This is a genomic window from Bradyrhizobium tropiciagri, from assembly GCF_001189845.1.
GTDB classification, from domain to species: Bacteria; Pseudomonadota; Alphaproteobacteria; order Rhizobiales; family Xanthobacteraceae; genus Bradyrhizobium; species Bradyrhizobium tropiciagri.
The window spans coordinates 55,936-71,683 of sequence record NZ_LFLZ01000036.1 but is presented as its reverse complement, the minus strand read 5'-3'; the positions used below and the strand labels follow the sequence as shown (position 1 = coordinate 71,683).

Annotated in this window: 12 protein-coding genes and 2 pseudogenes; 6 read left to right on the top strand and 8 right to left on the bottom strand. The window is 64.0% G+C overall.

Annotated features, from left to right (window positions below):
- Window positions 1-127: 127 nt before the first annotated feature.
- Window positions 128-1,609, bottom strand: coding sequence for an aldehyde dehydrogenase family protein (locus AKN84_RS26030; protein ID WP_050423444.1), 1,482 nt, complete (start codon window positions 1,607-1,609; stop codon window positions 128-130).
- 117 nt (window positions 1,610-1,726) lie between these two features.
- Between AKN84_RS26030 and AKN84_RS26025 the strand changes: the two genes are divergently transcribed.
- A complete protein-coding gene (locus AKN84_RS26025; protein WP_050423443.1) occupies window positions 1,727-2,812 on the top strand; it encodes a substrate-binding domain-containing protein in 1,086 nt (361 codons plus the stop codon).
- A gap of 97 nt (window positions 2,813-2,909) precedes the next feature.
- Window positions 2,910-3,647, top strand: coding sequence for a glutamine amidotransferase (locus AKN84_RS26020; RefSeq protein ID WP_050423427.1), 738 nt, complete (start codon window positions 2,910-2,912; stop codon window positions 3,645-3,647).
- Between the two features lie 3 nt (window positions 3,648-3,650).
- On the opposite strand, the gene AKN84_RS26015 is transcribed toward AKN84_RS26020, so the two are convergent.
- The 6 genes and pseudogenes from AKN84_RS26015 to AKN84_RS25990 all read right to left on the bottom strand — a co-directional run bounded on the left by AKN84_RS26015 (window position 3,651) and on the right by AKN84_RS25990 (window position 9,628).
- The gene (locus AKN84_RS26015; protein ID WP_193399686.1) at window positions 3,651-4,550 is read right to left on the bottom strand and encodes an SMP-30/gluconolactonase/LRE family protein; all 900 of its coding nucleotides are present in this window, start codon (window positions 4,548-4,550) and stop codon (window positions 3,651-3,653) included.
- Window positions 4,551-4,759: 209 nt separating this feature from the next.
- Complete coding sequence (locus AKN84_RS26010) at window positions 4,760-5,173, bottom strand: globin family protein (protein WP_050423426.1); 414 nt, start codon at window positions 5,171-5,173, stop codon at window positions 4,760-4,762.
- Window positions 5,174-5,288: 115 nt separating this feature from the next.
- Window positions 5,289-6,082: pseudogene (locus tag AKN84_RS26005) on the bottom strand (ABC transporter ATP-binding protein).
- Between the two features lie 10 nt (window positions 6,083-6,092).
- Window positions 6,093-6,995, bottom strand: coding sequence for a nitrate ABC transporter permease (ntrB, locus tag AKN84_RS26000; RefSeq protein WP_050423425.1), 903 nt, complete (start codon window positions 6,993-6,995; stop codon window positions 6,093-6,095).
- A 60-nt stretch (window positions 6,996-7,055) separates the two neighbouring features.
- Entirely contained in the window at window positions 7,056-8,372 is a 1,317-nt protein-coding gene (locus AKN84_RS25995) for a CmpA/NrtA family ABC transporter substrate-binding protein (RefSeq protein ID WP_050423424.1), read from the bottom strand.
- 341 nt (window positions 8,373-8,713) lie between these two features.
- The gene (locus AKN84_RS25990) at window positions 8,714-9,628 is read right to left on the bottom strand and encodes an intradiol ring-cleavage dioxygenase (RefSeq protein ID WP_050423423.1); all 915 of its coding nucleotides are present in this window, start codon (window positions 9,626-9,628) and stop codon (window positions 8,714-8,716) included.
- A gap of 146 nt (window positions 9,629-9,774) precedes the next feature.
- Here AKN84_RS25990 and AKN84_RS25985 point away from each other — a divergent pair.
- The 3 genes and pseudogenes from AKN84_RS25985 (at window position 9,775) to AKN84_RS25975 (ending at window position 14,094) form a co-directional block, all read left to right on the top strand.
- Window positions 9,775-11,048 (top strand): annotated as a pseudogene (locus AKN84_RS25985) (serine hydrolase domain-containing protein).
- Window positions 11,049-11,173: 125 nt separating this feature from the next.
- Window positions 11,174-12,685, top strand: a complete 1,512-nt coding sequence (locus AKN84_RS25980) for a sensor histidine kinase (protein ID WP_162240903.1) — start codon at window positions 11,174-11,176, stop codon at window positions 12,683-12,685.
- A gap of 89 nt (window positions 12,686-12,774) precedes the next feature.
- Window positions 12,775-14,094, top strand: a complete 1,320-nt coding sequence (locus AKN84_RS25975; protein WP_050423421.1) for a dicarboxylate/amino acid:cation symporter — start codon at window positions 12,775-12,777, stop codon at window positions 14,092-14,094.
- Window positions 14,095-14,144: 50 nt separating this feature from the next.
- Here AKN84_RS25975 and AKN84_RS25970 read toward each other — a convergent pair whose 3' ends face one another.
- Entirely contained in the window at window positions 14,145-14,456 is a 312-nt protein-coding gene (locus AKN84_RS25970) for a hypothetical protein (RefSeq protein ID WP_244485490.1), read from the bottom strand.
- A gap of 569 nt (window positions 14,457-15,025) precedes the next feature.
- On the opposite strand from AKN84_RS25970, the gene AKN84_RS25965 reads away from it, so the two are divergent.
- Window positions 15,026-15,421, top strand: coding sequence for a helix-turn-helix domain-containing protein (locus AKN84_RS25965; protein WP_094194089.1), 396 nt, complete (start codon window positions 15,026-15,028; stop codon window positions 15,419-15,421).
- Window positions 15,422-15,748 lie beyond the last annotated feature (327 nt).

Genomic DNA, 15,748 nt, shown 5'->3' with positions numbered 1-15,748 from the left:
TGGGTCCCGGCCCCCGTGCGCAATTGCGCACTAGGCCGGGACGACAGCGGAATATGTTGCGCGCTCTCACGCAATCCCAACAGCGCGGATCCTCCGATCCGCGCCTTCTTACTGGCATTACGTGCCATCAAACGTTGAGATTCATCCACACCGCCTTCGGCTCGGTGAAATTGTCGAGCGCGGCGGTGCCGTGCTCGCGGCCGAGGCCGGAGTCGCGTTCGCCGCCCCATGGCAACCGCACATCGGTGTAGCCATAGGTGTTGATCCACACCGTGCCGGCGCGAGCCTTCTTGGCGAAGCGCTGCACGCGGCCCATATCAGCGCTCCAGACGCCGGCGGCGAGGCTGTAGGCGGTGCCGTTGGCGATGCGCAGCGCATCGGCCTCATCCTTGAACTTGATCACGCTGACGACGGGACCGAAGATCTCCTCCTGCGAGATGCGCATCTCGTGCGCGACATTGGCGAACACCGCGGGGCTGATGAAATAACCGCGGTCGCCGACACGCACGCCGCCGGTGGCAAGCTGCGCGCCCTCGTTCTTGCCGATCTCGACATAATCGAGGATCGAGCGCATCTGCTTTTCGGAGATCACAGGCCCGAGCGCGGTGGCGCGATCTGCGGGATCGCCGATGCGCAGGCTTTTGGCGCGAGCGACCAGCCGCTCGACCACCTCGTCATAGGCGTTCTCCTGCACCAGCACGCGCGAGCCGGCCGAGCAGACCTGCCCGGCATTGAAGAAGATACCGGCGGCCGCGGCCTTGGCGGCGGCCTCGAGATTGGCGTCGTCGAAGATCACATTAGCGGACTTGCCGCCGAGCTCGAGCGAGACCCGTTTGAAGTTGCCGGCGGCACCCTTCATGATGCCGCGGCCGACGCCGGGCGAACCGGTGAACGTCACCTTGTCGACATCGGGATGATTGACCAGCGCGTCGCCGACGACGCGGCCGGGCCCGGTCACGATGTTGAGCACGCCCTTCGGCAGGCCGGCCTCGAGCGCGAGTTCGCCGATCCGCAGCGCCGACAGCGACGTCAACTCGGCCGGCTTCATCACGACAGTGCAGCCGCAGGCCAGCGCCGGCGCGAGCTTCCACATCCCGATCATCAGCGGGAAATTCCACGGCACGATCGCGGCAACCACGCCGACCGGCTCGCGCACCGTGTAGGTCAGCGCATCGTCGCGCGTCGAGACCACGTCGCCGCTGATCTTGTCGGCCCAGCCCGCGTAATAGGTCAGCGTATCGATGGCGGCCGGAAAATCCTGGCGCAGCACGCCTGCGATCGGCTTGCCGGCATCGAGGCTTTCGAGCGCGACGATCTCGTCGGCATGCTGCTTCAACAGCTCGGCCCATTTCAGCAGGATGTGGCCGCGCTCGGCGGCGCGCATGGTGCGCCAGGGGCCCTCGAAGGCGCGGCGGGCAGCCGCTACTGCACGGTCGACATCCGCCTCGTTGCCTTCGGCAACGGTCGCGATCACCTGCTCGGTGGCGGGGTTGAGTGACTTGAAGGTCTTTCCGGACAGCGAGCGGACGCGGGCGCCGTCGATCAGCAGCAATTCATCCCTGATGGTCGGGACCTGGGCGCCACGTTCATAGTCATATGCAACTGACATCATATTTCCTCCTGGAATTGTCACTCAGCCTAGGAGGCTTTGATCAGCAGTAAATATGATATCTTGTGCCTATTGGCATGCCAAGATATGAAGTCAGCTTCATAATCGGTGAGCATGATGCTGCAGATCGAGATCGAGACCGTCTGGCGCTTCCGCAAGGAGAACTCACCGCAGACCGCGGTCGTGATGCTCGGCATCCTCAACGAGATCAGGAAGACCGGGAAGATCACCAGCGCGGCCAATGATGCGCAGCTGTCGTATCGCCACGTCTGGAACCTGATCGAGCAATGGTCCGACTTCTTTGGCGTTCCGCTGGTGGAGACCCAGCGCGGCAAGGGCTCGAAGCTGACTCCGTTCGGCGAGCAGCTGGTGTGGGCCGGCGAGCGCATGCAGGCGCGCCTCGGGCTGCAACTCGAGAACCTCGCGCAGGAACTGGTCACCGAGATCAAGCCGTTCCTCGAGCAGCGGCCGCAGGTGATCCGCGTCCATGCCAGTCACGGCTTTGCGGTGTCCAAGCTGCGCGAGTTCCTCGATCGCGCAGGCGGCGTGGGCGTCGACCTCCGCTATGTCAGCAACCAGAACTCGCTGGTCTCGCTGGCGCAGGGCGCCTGCGATCTCTCCGGCGTGCATCTGCCGCACGGTGAGTTGCGAGCGCAGGGCATCAAGGTCTGCCGCGAATGGCTGGATCCGCGCGAGGACCGCGTGATCAACTTCGTGACGCGCGAAATGGGCCTGATGGTCAAGCGCGGCAACCCGCTGAAGATCACTTCGCTGAAGGACCTGGTCGCAAGCAAGGCCCGCTTCGTCAACCGCGACCATGATTCCGGCACGCGCATGCTGTTCGATCAGTTGCTGGCACTGCACAAGATCCCGGCAAGCCGGATCAACGGCGCCCAGCACATGGAGTTCACCCACGCCGCGGTCGCCGCCTATGTCGCAAGCGGCATGGCGGATGCGAGTTTCGGCGTCGAGGCCGCCGCACGGCAGTTCGGCCTCGATTTCATCCGCCTGCTGACGGAGGATTACTTCTTCGTCTGCAAGCGTGCGTTTCTCGAGACCGAGCCGATGCAACGGGTGCTTGACATCATCAGGAGCAGCGAGTTTCACAAGGCGGTGGGCGCCCTTCCCGGCTATGTCGCCGCGAATACCGGCGCCGTCAGCGGCGTGAAGGATTTTCTCGAGAAGATGCATTCGAACCGCTGATCCGATACGATCCCTTCTACGATCCCTTACGACTGGACTCGTTCCGATCCGCCGCGCTATATTTGTGATTATATAGCGAAAAGACTGGACGTACCCGATGCGACCAACCCGCTCCGCCATTGCCATCCGCCATGTGGCGTTCGAGGATCTCGGGCTGCTTGCTCCGATTTTGGAGCGCGCGGGCTGGAGCGTGGCGTTCTGCGATGCGCCGGTCGACGATCTCAGCGATCGCGCAATCCGCGATGCCGATCTCCTGATCGTGCTGGGCGGGCCGATCGGGGTCTATGAGACCGAGACCTATCCGTTCCTTGCGACCGAGATTGCGCTGCTGGAACAGCGGCTGCGGCGCGGACTGCCGACACTCGGCATCTGCCTCGGCGCGCAGTTGATGGCGCAGGCGCTTGGTGGCCGCGTGTTCCCGGGCAAGGTGAAGGAAATCGGCTGGGGCCCGGTCGACCTGACACCTGAGGGCAAATCATCCTGCCTGCGCAACCTGCAGAGCGAGGTGCTGCACTGGCACGGCGATACGTTCGACCTGCCGAGCGATGCGGTGCGGCTGGCCTCGAACGCCAATTACGAGAACCAGGCCTTCGCCTGGGGCCGCAACGCGCTGGCGCTGCAATTCCACCTCGAGGCCGATCCGCGGCAGCTCGAGGAATGGTATGTCGGCCACGCTGTCGAACTGTCGGCGGCGAAGGTCTCGATATCAGAACTGCGCGCAACGACGCGGGCGCTGGCGAGGCCGGTCGCCGCGCAAGCGGAGCAGGTGTTCTGCGACTGGCTGCTGTCCATCGCGCCTTCCGACAGCGTGCTTCGTTCCAGCGCCGGCGCGTAGCGGTCAATCCAGCCCGCTGATGTCGGCGACCAGCACCGAGCCGGTCACCGACTCCGTGATGTAGAGGCGGTCGCGCTTGGCGCCGCCGATCGCGACATTGGTGCAGCTCTGCCCCGCGCAGGACTTGATCCGCGCGATGCACTCGCCGTTCGGCGCGAACACGAAGACGTGGCCGAGCGAAGCATGCGCGACAAACAGCCGCCCGGCGCTGTCCATCGTCATGCCGTCGGGTCCGCTCGGGCCGAACAGCGCGCAGAAGCGCCCGACCTTCGACACGCTGCCGTCCTTCATGAACGGCGCGCGCCACACCGCATTGTCGCGGGTCATGGCGACGAACAGCACCGCCTCATGCGGATCGAGCACAAGGCCGTTCGGGCTGATGCCGGTGTCGATCAGGCAGTCGAGTGCGCCATTCACCCGCAGCCGATAGACCCGGCCGGTCGGATCGTGCAGCCCGGTCTGGCCCTGATCGGTGAAATAGATGTCGCCGTTCGAGGCAATGTGCAGATCGTTGCAGCCGCGGAACGATTCCGAATTGCGCGTGCGCAGCAGCGGCGTGACCTCGCCGGACCTGGGGTCGAGCTCCATCAGCCCGTGCCGGTAGTCGGCGATCAGGATGCGGCCCATCGGATCGATCTTCAGCCCGTTGGGCCAACCGTCATACTCGGCGACCTGCGACCACGTCTTGTCCGGCGCGATCCTGAAGATGCGGCCGAACGGAATGTCGACGATGTAGAGATTGCCATCGGCATCGAACGACGGCCCCTCGATGAAGCAGTCGGTCACCGCGCCGGGCCGGTTGGCGTCGGCCCATTCGCTCGCCACCTTGCGGCGGAATTCGGCGGGCACGGCGGAGAAGATTTCGGTCGGGATCAGCTTCGGTGGCGTTTCCAGGAACATCATTTTCTTGGTTCATCCGTTGGCGGAACGGATGGACCATAGATCTATCCCTTCGTCATTGCGAGGAGCGATAGCGACGAAGCAATCCATCCCTCGGCAAGCGGAGGTATGGATTGCTTCGCTTCGCTCGCAATGACGCGGATGGACGTTCAGTTCGCAGAGGAACCGACATCTCGGATGCAGCCCCGACGACGACCGCCCTGCAACGCCGCTTACGCGGCACCGTAGGCTTCCGAAATCATGTAGCCGGACAGCGTGCCGTAGGCCGCGGTCCATGCGGCTGCAACATCAGGCGTCCAGGCCTCACCGAGGCCCTTCTCCAGCGTCCACAGCAACGCGCCGCCGACCACCGGATAATGCTCGGGCTTGGCGCCATAGCTGACGTGACGTTTGGCGAGTGCGCTCGCGGCGGGCAGGATCGTGTCGAGATTGCCGAGCCCGTTGACGACGACGGCGAGCGTCGTCATCAACTTCTTGCGCTGCTCCTTCATGTCGGCCGGAAACATCGCCTTCACGGCGGGCGCGACTTCGAACAATCGATCGTAGAAAATGACGGCAGCCTGCTCCGAGATCGGCGCAACCTTGCCAAAGCTATCCTGAACCAGCTTGATTTGGGCCGGATTCATCTCAATGCTCCTTGGTTCTGAAATGAGTTCTGAAATGATTTTTCGAAATGCGAGCATTGGTAGCCGCATCCGGCGTTTCGGTTCAAAGCAAGCACGCCTGATACCGACGTCACCCTCACGCCGCCTCGACGAAGCTGTGGCGCTCATAGAGGAATTCGAGCACGCGCTGCCGGCACTTCAGGTAGCCAGTATTGGTCGCGAGCTCGAGCCGCTTGCGCGGGCGCGCCAGCGGCACCTCGAGCACCTCGCCAATCCGCGCGCTCGGGCCGTTGGTCATCATCACGATGCGGTCCGACAGCAGCACGGCCTCGTCGACGTCATGCGTGATCATCAGGATGGTGTTGCCGAGCTTCTGGTGCAGTGCCATCACCGAATCCTGCAAATGCGCCCGGGTCAGCGCGTCGAGCGCGCCGAACGGCTCGTCGAGCAGCAGCACTTTCGGCTCCATCGCGAGCGCCCGCGCAATGCCGACGCGCTGCTTCATGCCGCCGGAGATCTCGCTCGGCCGCTTGTCCCTGGCGTGCGCCATCTGCACCAGGCTAAGATTGTGCATCACCCAGCGTCGCGCTCGGCCCGGCTCTTGGTTTTGGCGAACACCTTGTCGACGCCGAGTTTGACGTTCTCGTAGACGGTGAGCCACGGCAGCAGGCTGTGGTTCTGGAACACGACGGCGCGATCCGGTCCCGGCGCGTTGACCTCGCGGTTTTCCAGCAGCACGCCGCCATTGGTGGCGCCGGTGAGGCCGGCGACGATGTTGAGCAAGGTCGACTTGCCGCAACCGGAATGGCCGATGATCGAGACGTATTCGCCCTTCTCGATCGTCAGGTTGATGTCCTTCAGCACCTCCGTGGTGGCGTTGCCGCGGGTGAAGGTCTTGTCGATATGATCGAGCTTCAAATAGGCCTGCATGACTTGTCCCTCAGTTCGCAGCGGTGCCACGGGTCACGACCTTGCCGAGGCCCGCGATGAGGCGGTCGAGCACGAAGCCGATGATGCCGACATAGAACAGCGCCAGGATGATTTCGCTGATATGCGAGGAATTCCACGCATCCCAGATGAAGAAGCCGATGCCGACGCCGCCGATCAGCATCTCGGCGGCGACGATCGCGAGCCAGGACAGGCCGATGCCGATGCGCAGGCCGGTGAACATGTAGGGCGCGGCCGCCGGGATCATGATCTTGGTGAAGAACTCCAGCGGATTGAGCTGCACGACGGCAGCGACGTTGCGGTAATCCTGCGGGATGTTGCGGATGCCGACCGCGGTGTTGATGATGATCGGCCACACCGAGGTGATGAAGATGACGAAGATCGCAGACGGCTGGCCATCGCGGAATGCGGCGAGCGACAGCGGCAGCCAGGCGAGCGGCGGAATCGTACGCAGCACCTGGAACAGCGGATCGAGCCCGCGCATCGCCCAGACCGATTGCCCGACCAGCGTCCCGAGCGCGATGCCCGCGATCGCCGCGAGCGAGTAGCCGTAAGCGACGCGCTGCAGGCTGGCGGAGAGATGCCAGAACAGGCCCTTGTCGATGCCGCCATTGTCGAAGAACGGATCGAGGATCAACTCCCTGGTGTCCTTGAACACCTTTGACGGCGGCGGCAGGCTGGAGCCGGCGCGCCGGCAGATCAGCTCCCACACCACCAGCAGCAGCCCGACCACGATCAGCGGCGGCACCACGCGCGCCGCGGTCTCCTTCGCCATCCTTGCGTAGGTCTCGGCGCGCGGCGCGCGCTTCGGCGTCATGGTCACGACCGGCGCCGCAGCGGCGGCCGGCGGAATCGCCACCGCTGACACTTCGGTCTTCATGGCAGGCATCGACATTGACAGACAATCTCCGGGGTCAGGCGACGGGCCGCGCAAGAGAGCGCAGCCCGGTCGGGCTCAGACATCGACACGCTTGATGGACAGCGACTTCAGATAGGCGGCGGGATCGGCAGGATCGAACACCTTGCCGTCGAAGAAGGTCTCCTTGCCGCGCGAGGTCGAGGTCGGGATCTCCGACGCCGGCACGCCAAGCTCCTTGGCGGCCTCCTTCCAGAGATCCTCACGGTTGACCTTGGCGATCAGCGCCTTGGTGTCGAAGCCCGCCTCGTACTTGCCCCACCTTATATCCTCGGTGAGGAACCAGAGGTCGTGGCTCTGGTAGGGATAGGACGCGTTGTCCTTCCAGAACCGCATCTGCTGCGGCGAGTTCTCGACCACGCGGCCGGTGCCGTAGTCGAACTTGCCTTTCATGCGGTCGGTGATGTCCTCGACCGGACAGTTGATCCACTGCCGCTTGGCGCAGATCGCCGCGGTCTCCTCGCGGTTCTCCATCTTCTCGCACCACTGCTGGGCTTCCATCACCGCCATCAGCAGCGCCTTCGCGGCCTTCGGGTTCTTGTCGACCCAGGCGGCGCGCAGGCCGAACGATTTCTCCGGATGCTTGTCCCAGAGCTCGCCCGTCGTGATCGCGGTGTAGCCGATCTCCTGATGGATCAGCTGCAGATTCCACGGCTCGCAGACACAGAAGCAATCCATCGTGCCGACCTTCATGTTCGCCACCATCTGCGGCGGCGGCACCACGATGGTCTCGATGTCCTTGTCGGGATCGATGCCGCCGGCGGCGAGCCAGTAGCGAATCCACAGATCATGCGTACCGCCCGGGAAGGTCATCGCGGCCTTCACCGCCTTGCCGGAGGCCTTCTTCTTCTCCAGCGCCGCCTTGAACGGCGCGGTGTCGATGCCGACCTTGAGATCGGCATATTCCTTGGCGACCGAGATGCACTGGCCGTTCAGATTGAGCCGCGCCATGACGTACATCGGCGTCGGCTGATTGTTCTGCGTCACCTTGCCGGCCGAGATCAGATACGGCATCGGGGTCAGGATATGCGCACCGTCGATGCCGTTGCCCTCGGAGCCGAGCACGAGATTGTCGCGCGTGGTGCCCCACGAGGCCTGCTTCTGCACCTCGACGTCGGGCATGCCGTATTTGGCGAAGATGCCCTTCTCCTTGGCGACGAACAGCGGCGAGGCATCGGTGAGCGCGATGAAGCCGAGCTTGGCGCCCTTCACTTCCGGACCTGTGCCCTGCGCGAATGCACCAGCGGGAAAGTTGAACCTAGCTGCGGCGAGCAGCGCGGCGGCGCCACTGGTTGCCTTCAGGAGCCGGCGACGGCTGATCGCACGGCTCGGGGGCGTGTTGCTGGGCTTGGTCATCGGTCGTCCTTGCGTCGTTGCGTTGCGTGTTGCGTCTGTGCGTCGAGCACCGTCCGTCGGGTGGCGACGCGCACAGGGCGCAAAAGGGCGTGCACCGGGGAGCCCCGGTTTGGCGGCGTCAGAAATCCGATGGGGTGGCCTCGAGGGACGGCTTCAATGGCGTCGGCGTCAGACTATTCAAGCCTTGTGCCAAGCTACCGCAGTGCAAAAATCGATTTTATCGCAATGTTTTGCGCAACTTGTCGCAACGCGCAGGGGTCTCTGCGCGCTGCCAAAGAATGCGATTCGCTCAATTTTTGTGCGTCGCACATGAAATGAGCAGCAGGCTTGGACGACGGCGATCACGCGTCTTCGGTGACCTTGGTGCCGAGCGGTGCGGGCGCCATTCCGCCACCGGGCTTCACGTGGAATTCGTAGGTCATCAGGCTCCACGGCCCATCCGAGCGCTGGCCGTCGGGCATCACAGGATCGGTGCGCTTCTCGACCTTGGCGATCAGCTCGTCCTTCACGCCGAACACCACATCGGAGTCGATGTACTCATCGCCTTCGACGAACACATGCGTGATCAGCGGCTCATGGCCCTTGGCGTTGACCAGGAAGTGCACATGCGCCGGCCGCATCGGGTGCCGGTTGGTCTGCGTGATCATCTGCCCGACCGGACCGTCGGTCGGGATCGGATAGCTGCACGGCACGATGGTGCGGAAGAAGAAGCGGCCGTCGGCATCGGTGATGAAGCGCGCCCGCGACGACGGACCTTCGCTGGCATAGCTCGGCTTCTGCGAGTCATAGAACCCGTCGTCATCGGCGTGCCAGACATCGACCGGCACATCGGCCAGCGGCTTGCCGTTGAGGTCGGTGACGCGGCTCTGCACGAACATGCGCTCGCCGGGCAGGCTTGCCGAGATGTCGGTGCCGTGCGGCGTCACCTTGTGCTCGCCGACATAGAACGGGCCGAGCACGGTGGTTTCGGTCGCGCCGTCGCGATCCCTGTGGTTGACCGCATCGACCAGCATCGACACGCCGAGCACGTCGGACAGCAGGATGAATTCCTGGCGGATGTCGGTGCACTTCTGCCCGGTGCGGGTCAGGAAGCCGATCGCGTGGTCCCACTCCTCGAAGGTGAGACCGGTCTTGCGCACATAATCGTGCAGCGACTTCACCAGTTCCTGTAGCAGGAACTTGACCCTTGGATCGGGCGTCTGGTCGAAGCTGCGGATGACGGCGGCGGTGAGCTCGGTTTCGTTGAACTGGGTCATCTCGGCGTTTCCCTTGAGGGCCCTTTGGGGCGTGATTGCAGGGGCGAGCGTACACCACCGGCCCGGGGCCGGTAAGCAGCGGCCGATTGGTGCAGCGGACACTTTTCGGCTATCAAGGCTGCCTCGCCAGCCGGAGAAATTGCCCGATGTTAGCTCCCACGCCTGCCTCGCCCGAATCCGCGGGAATGTCGACCACAGCGCTCAACCGCCTCGAAGCTCATCTGAAGAGCCGCTACCTCGATTCCGGCCGTTTTCCCGGCACTCAGGTCCTGATCTACCGCCGCGGCAAGTTCGTGCATTCCACCGTCCAGGGCTTTGCCGACCTCGAGCGCAAGGCGCCGATGAAGGACGACACGATTTTCCGCATCTATTCGATGACCAAGCCGATCACCTCGGTCGCCTTCATGATGCTGGTCGAGGAAGGCAAGGTCGCGCTCGACGAGCCGGTCGCAAAGTACATTCCGGAATGGAAGAACCTCGGCGTGTTCGTCGCCGGCACCGCGCCCGCCTTCCTGACCCGCCCGCCAACGCGGCCGATGCAGATCGTCGACCTCTTGCGCCACACCTCGGGCCTCACTTACGGCTTCCAGCAGCGCTCCAATGTCGACGCCGCCTATCGCGAGAAGAAGATCGGCGAGGTCGTCAAGGCCGGCACGCTCGACAGCATGATCGAGGACCTCGCGAAGATCCCGCTGGAGTTCTCGCCGGGCGAAGCCTGGAATTACTCGGTCTCGACCGACGTGCTCGGCTATCTCGTCGGCAAGATCTCAGGCGTGCCGTTCGAGCAGTTCCTGAAGGAGCGGATCTTCAAGCCGCTCGGCATGAACGACACGGATTTCTTCGTGCCCGCCGACAAGGCGCATCGCTTCGCCGCCTGCTATTCCGCCGACCCGCAGGGCGGCTTCAACCCGCTCGCCGCCGAGCGCAAGGGCACGCTGACCCTGCAGGACGATCCGACCACCAGCTCGTTCCTGTCGCCGCCCTCGCTGGTCTCGGGCGGTGGCGGGCTGTGCTCGACCGCGGCCGACTACCTGACCTTCTGCCGTGCGCTGCTCAACGGCGGCGAGCTTGGCGGCGTCCGGCTGCTCGGCCCGAAGACGCTGAAGCTGATGGCCTCCAACCACCTGCCCGGCGGCGTCGACCTGCCGGCAATGTCGCGCTCGATGTTCGCCGAGGCCGCCTATAACGGCATCGGCTTCGGCCTCGCTTCGCCGTCACCATGCACCCAGCGCAGACGCTGATCGCCGGCAGCCCGGGCGAATTCAACTGGGGCGGCGCCGCGACAACGTCGTTCTTCATCGATCCGGCCGAGGAGCTGATCACCATCTTCATGACCCAGGTGCTTCCGTCGAGCGCCTATCCGCTGCGGCGCGAGCTGCGCACCATGGTCTACGCCGCGATCACCGAGAGCAATCTCTGACCGATGCCTCTTCCGCGGCACAGGGTGTGCGCCGCGGAATTTTTCCGACCACCAATCATTTCCTTTGGCGGACTTTTCCCGCTTCCCCTAAGCTCACCGCAGACGGGCACCGACCCGGGGACATCGTGCCGAAACTGACATTGCCAGTGCGTCTCGCGCTTCTGGTCACGGGGACGATGTTGCCGCTGATCGTTTTCGCGGTCGGGATCGTGTTCCACAATTACCAGCGCGATCGTCAGGCCGCCACGCAGCGCGTGCTGGAAACGGCGCGCAGCATCCGCCTGCTGCTCGATGCGGAAATGCAGCGCATGACCGGCGGGCTGCAGGTGCTGGCGCTGACCAACTCGCTGCGCAACAGCGAGTTCGGCAGCTTCCGCCGTGTCGCGGCCGGCTTCCTCGACCAGTACGGCAAGGATGGCGTGGTGCTGGTAGCGGACCGTGCGGGACGCCAGGCATTCTCCTCGCTGACGCCGGACACCGCAAGCCTGCCGCCGCGCAACAATCTCGGGATCGTCGAGAAGGTGTTTGCGACGCGGCAGCCGCAATATTCCAACCTGTTCTTCGGTGAGGTGAAGCAGCAACTGATCATCACCGTCGAGGTGCCGGTGATCCGCGACGACGAGGTGCTCTACGACATCTCCTTCAGCCCGCCGATCGAGGTCTTCCAGGCGATGATCGAGAAGCAGCGCCTGAACCAGGACTGGACCATCTCGATCTTCGATGGCGACGGCGTCAACCTCGCGCGGGTACCAAATCCGCAGGCGACCATCGGACAGCGCGCCTCGCCAACGTTGTTTGCCGAGATGTTCCGCCGCAGCGAGGCGACCCTGCCGACCGTCTCGCTCGAGGGCGTGGCGCTGATCACGGGCTTCACCCGATCTCGCCTCACCGGCTGGACCGTCGCTGCCGGAATCGCCGAGAACTCGCTGGTGGCGCCGCTGTGGCGCTCGCTTGCGATCACCGCCGTGATCGGCAGCGTCCTGCTCATGGTCGGCCTCGCCTTTGCGGTGCGGATGGCGACCACGATCGCGCGCGGCGAGAAGCTGCACGACCTCCTGATCGAGGAGCTCAATCACCGCGTCAAGAACACGCTGGCGATCCTGCAATCGATCGCCACGCAGACCTTCCGCAGCGCAAGCCGCGCCGAACGCGAGAAATTCGAGGGACGGCTCGGCGCGCTGGCCGAGGCGCACAATTTGCTCTCGACCGACAAATGGCAGGGCTCCGACCTGCAGGACGTGATCAGCCGCGTGCTGCGGCCGTATCTGCTGAACAGCACCTCCGAGCGGGTCAGGATGTTCGGTCCGCGGGTGCCGCTGTCGCCCCGGCTTGCCCTGGTGCTGTCGATGCTGCTGCACGAGATGGCGACCAACGCCGCCAAATATGGCGCACTGTCCAACGACACCGGCACGGTGATGCTGGATTGGGAAATCCTTGAGGAAGACCCAGCACCGAAGCTCCGGATGATCTGGACGGAGGCCGGCGGCCCACCGGTCACCGCGCCGGTGCAGCGCGGCTTCGGCTCCCGGCTGATCGAGCGCAGCGCCCGCGACCAGCTCGGCGGCGAGGCCACGGTCGATTTCCTGCCCCACGGCGTCGTCTACACGGTGACCAGCACCCTCGAAATCGGCGATTGACCGGGCCAACGGCGCCCAATCCTGCGACATCTTGGCACGCAAGTTGCTAAGATGGGGCGGGTTCGGACGCTCGGAAACAGGGGGAATTCATGTCGACCATCGCAGCGGAAGCCAGCACGGCACGCAAGCCGCTCTACACATCACTGTTCGTGCAGGTGCTTGTCGCGCTGCTGCTCGGCATCGTCATCGGCGTGGCCGCTCCCGATTTTGCGATCGGGCTGAAGATCTTCAGCGATGCCTTCCTGAAGCTGATCTCGATGATCGTGGCGCCGATCGTGTTCTGCGTGGTGGTGCACGGCATCGCGGGCGCCGGCGACCTCAAGAAGGTCGGGCGCGTCGGCGTCAAGGCGCTGGTGTATTTCGAGGCGATGACGACGGTGGCGCTCGTGGTCGGCTTGATCCTGGCCTATCTGTTCGGGCCCGGTCACGGCATGAACATCGATACCTCGACGCTCGATGCCAAGGCGCTCGGCAACTATGCCAGCAATGCGCAGAAGCTGAAGGGCGAAGGCATCGGCAGCTTCCTGCTCAACATCATCCCCACCACCTCGTTCGACGCGCTGTCGCGCAACGACGTGTTGCAGGTGCTGTTCTTCGCCATCATCTTCGGCGTCAGCCTGGCGCTGGTCGGCGGCGAGAAGGGCGAGCGGATCTCCTCGTTCATCGACGCGGTCTCCACCGTGCTGTTCCGCGCCATGGGCCTGATCGTGCGCTTCGCCCCGATCGGCGTGCTCGGCGCCGTCGCCTACACGGTCGGCAAATACGGCGTCGGCTCGCTGAAGCAGCTGCTGTCGCTGGTGGCGCTGTTCTACGTCTCGGTCGCCGTCTTCGTGCTCGGCGTGCTTGGCGGTGTGATGGCGCTCGCCGGCATCAACATCCTCAAATTCCTCGGCTACCTGCGCGAGGAATTGATGATCGTGGTCGCGACCGCATCGTCAGACGCGGTGCTGCCGCAGGTGATGCGCAAGCTGGAGCGTTTCGGCGTCAAGGACTCGGTGGTCGGCCTCGTGATTCCGACCGGCTATTCGTTCAACCTCGATGCGTTCTCGATCTATTTGACGCTGGCGGTCGTCTTCATCGCGCAGGCCACCAACACGCCGCTGTCGTTCGGCGATCTGCTGCTCGTGCTCGGCGTGTCGCTGATCACCTCGAAGGGCGCGCATGGCGTGCCGGGTTCCGCGATCGTCATCCTGGCGGCGACGCTCAATGCCGTGCCGAGCATTCCGGCGATCGGCCTCGTGCTGGTGCTCTCGGTCGACTGGTTCATCGGCATGGCGCGCGCGGTCGGCAACCTGATCGGCAACTGCGTCGCCACCGTCGTGGTCGCGGCCTGGGAAGGTGACCTGGATCGGGACAAGGCGCGCCGCGTGCTCGAAGGCACTGATGCGGTTGACGTCACCGCGGGCTGAACCACCGACACAGGGCCAAAAGCGTCCCGCGCATGGCGCGGGGCGCGGGCTTACTTGATCAGCCGCAGATACGGCGGCAACTGCCTGGTCGCCGGTTCCTGCACCGGCTCGTCCGACGCGATCATGTCGCACAGCGCTTTCAACTCGGATTCCGTCACCTTGTGGAGCTCCATCCGAAGCTCGAGGATCGCAAGGGACAGCAGCCGCGCCGTCTCCGTGTTCGCCCGGTCAGTCAGAAATGCCTGACATTCTTCAAGGGTTGCCAGCAGCGCCAGCAACCGTTCTTCCGTATTTGCGACCGGCATACCTTCCACTCCCGAAGCCGCGAGGTAGAGTCGAGGTGTTCCCCTCTTCCGCTTCATTTGGCCTCTCCTGCCAGAGTTCGCCGGCGTTTCGTAGGCGCACAATTTTTCCAGATGATTCAGAACTTTTGGGCAATTGTCCAGCAACATTCCGAAAGCCTGACTTGGACTTACGTCAAACTTTTCGCATTGGCGGCGATTCAGTCAAGCAACCGCAGACCGTCACCGCGACCTCAGGATGCACTAGCTGGGGTTGCATCCATACTAGGACGCTCGTACAATATTGGCTGCCCGTAGAACTACGGGCGCAGTGCAATGCCGCCCAGTAAGCATGCGCGCAAAATCTGTGTCGATCAAACTCGCGCTAGTTGTGGTTTGGTCAATATTTTGCCAAATGTAGAGGGCGGGGTGTCGGTAGACACCTTGGCGCGGTCGACTTCAGGTAGTCGACCGAGTCGGTACTTGGGTGCTTCCAACGCGCAAATGCGTTTGGATACCATCCCGCGATCTTCTTGGACTTCGTAGTTCAGACGAACTGACGATCCACTCGAGCTTAACGCGGTACATCATGAACGTGTCCCTGACCCGACCGGGCCAGGGATTCTCGATTTGAAGGACGGGTCACCAGAATGAACAGATCAGCAGCAAAGAAGATGAAGCAGCGCAGTGCCGGCAAGCCGGACATTGAGTTGGGCAAGCGGATTCGCCTGCGCCGTGTCGAGCAGAAGATCTCGCAGGCCGAGCTCGGCGACAAGCTGGGCGTCAGCTTCCAGCAGGTTCAGAAGTACGAGAAGGGTGTGAACCGCGTCGGCGCCGCGCGCCTTCAGCAGATCGCGAGCGCGCTGGATGTGCCGGTCACCTTCTTCTACGACGGCGACAACAAGGCCCGCGAAGTCGAGAGCCTGCTGTTCCTCGACAGCGCGTTCAGCCTCCGGTTGCTCCGCGCCTACAGCAAGATCAAGGATCAGACCGTGCAGCGCCAGCTGGTGTCGCTGATGGAATCGATCGCCGCCAACGAAGACTGAGCGGTCGCACAGGTACGGTCGCGACGCCGCGAACGCGATCGACCAGGGCGAGCGGATTGGCCGGCGGGCGGTCATCGGGACCAGCGCGCGCCAGCTGGGGCCAGGAAGATATCGGACCGGAGATATCGAACCGGAGATACCCAAGCGCTGCCATCCGCGATGGCAGCGCTTTTTCTTTGTCCGTTCGGCGCCACGCGATCCTTACGCCCGGCGTCTCTGCACGGTCCGGGACGAGCGAACGATCTCCGCCCTTGATGGGCGCCTCCAGCCCCGCCGCGGCAAGAAGGTTGCGGCAATGCACCGGCCGCAAACCAAAGCTTAATCAAG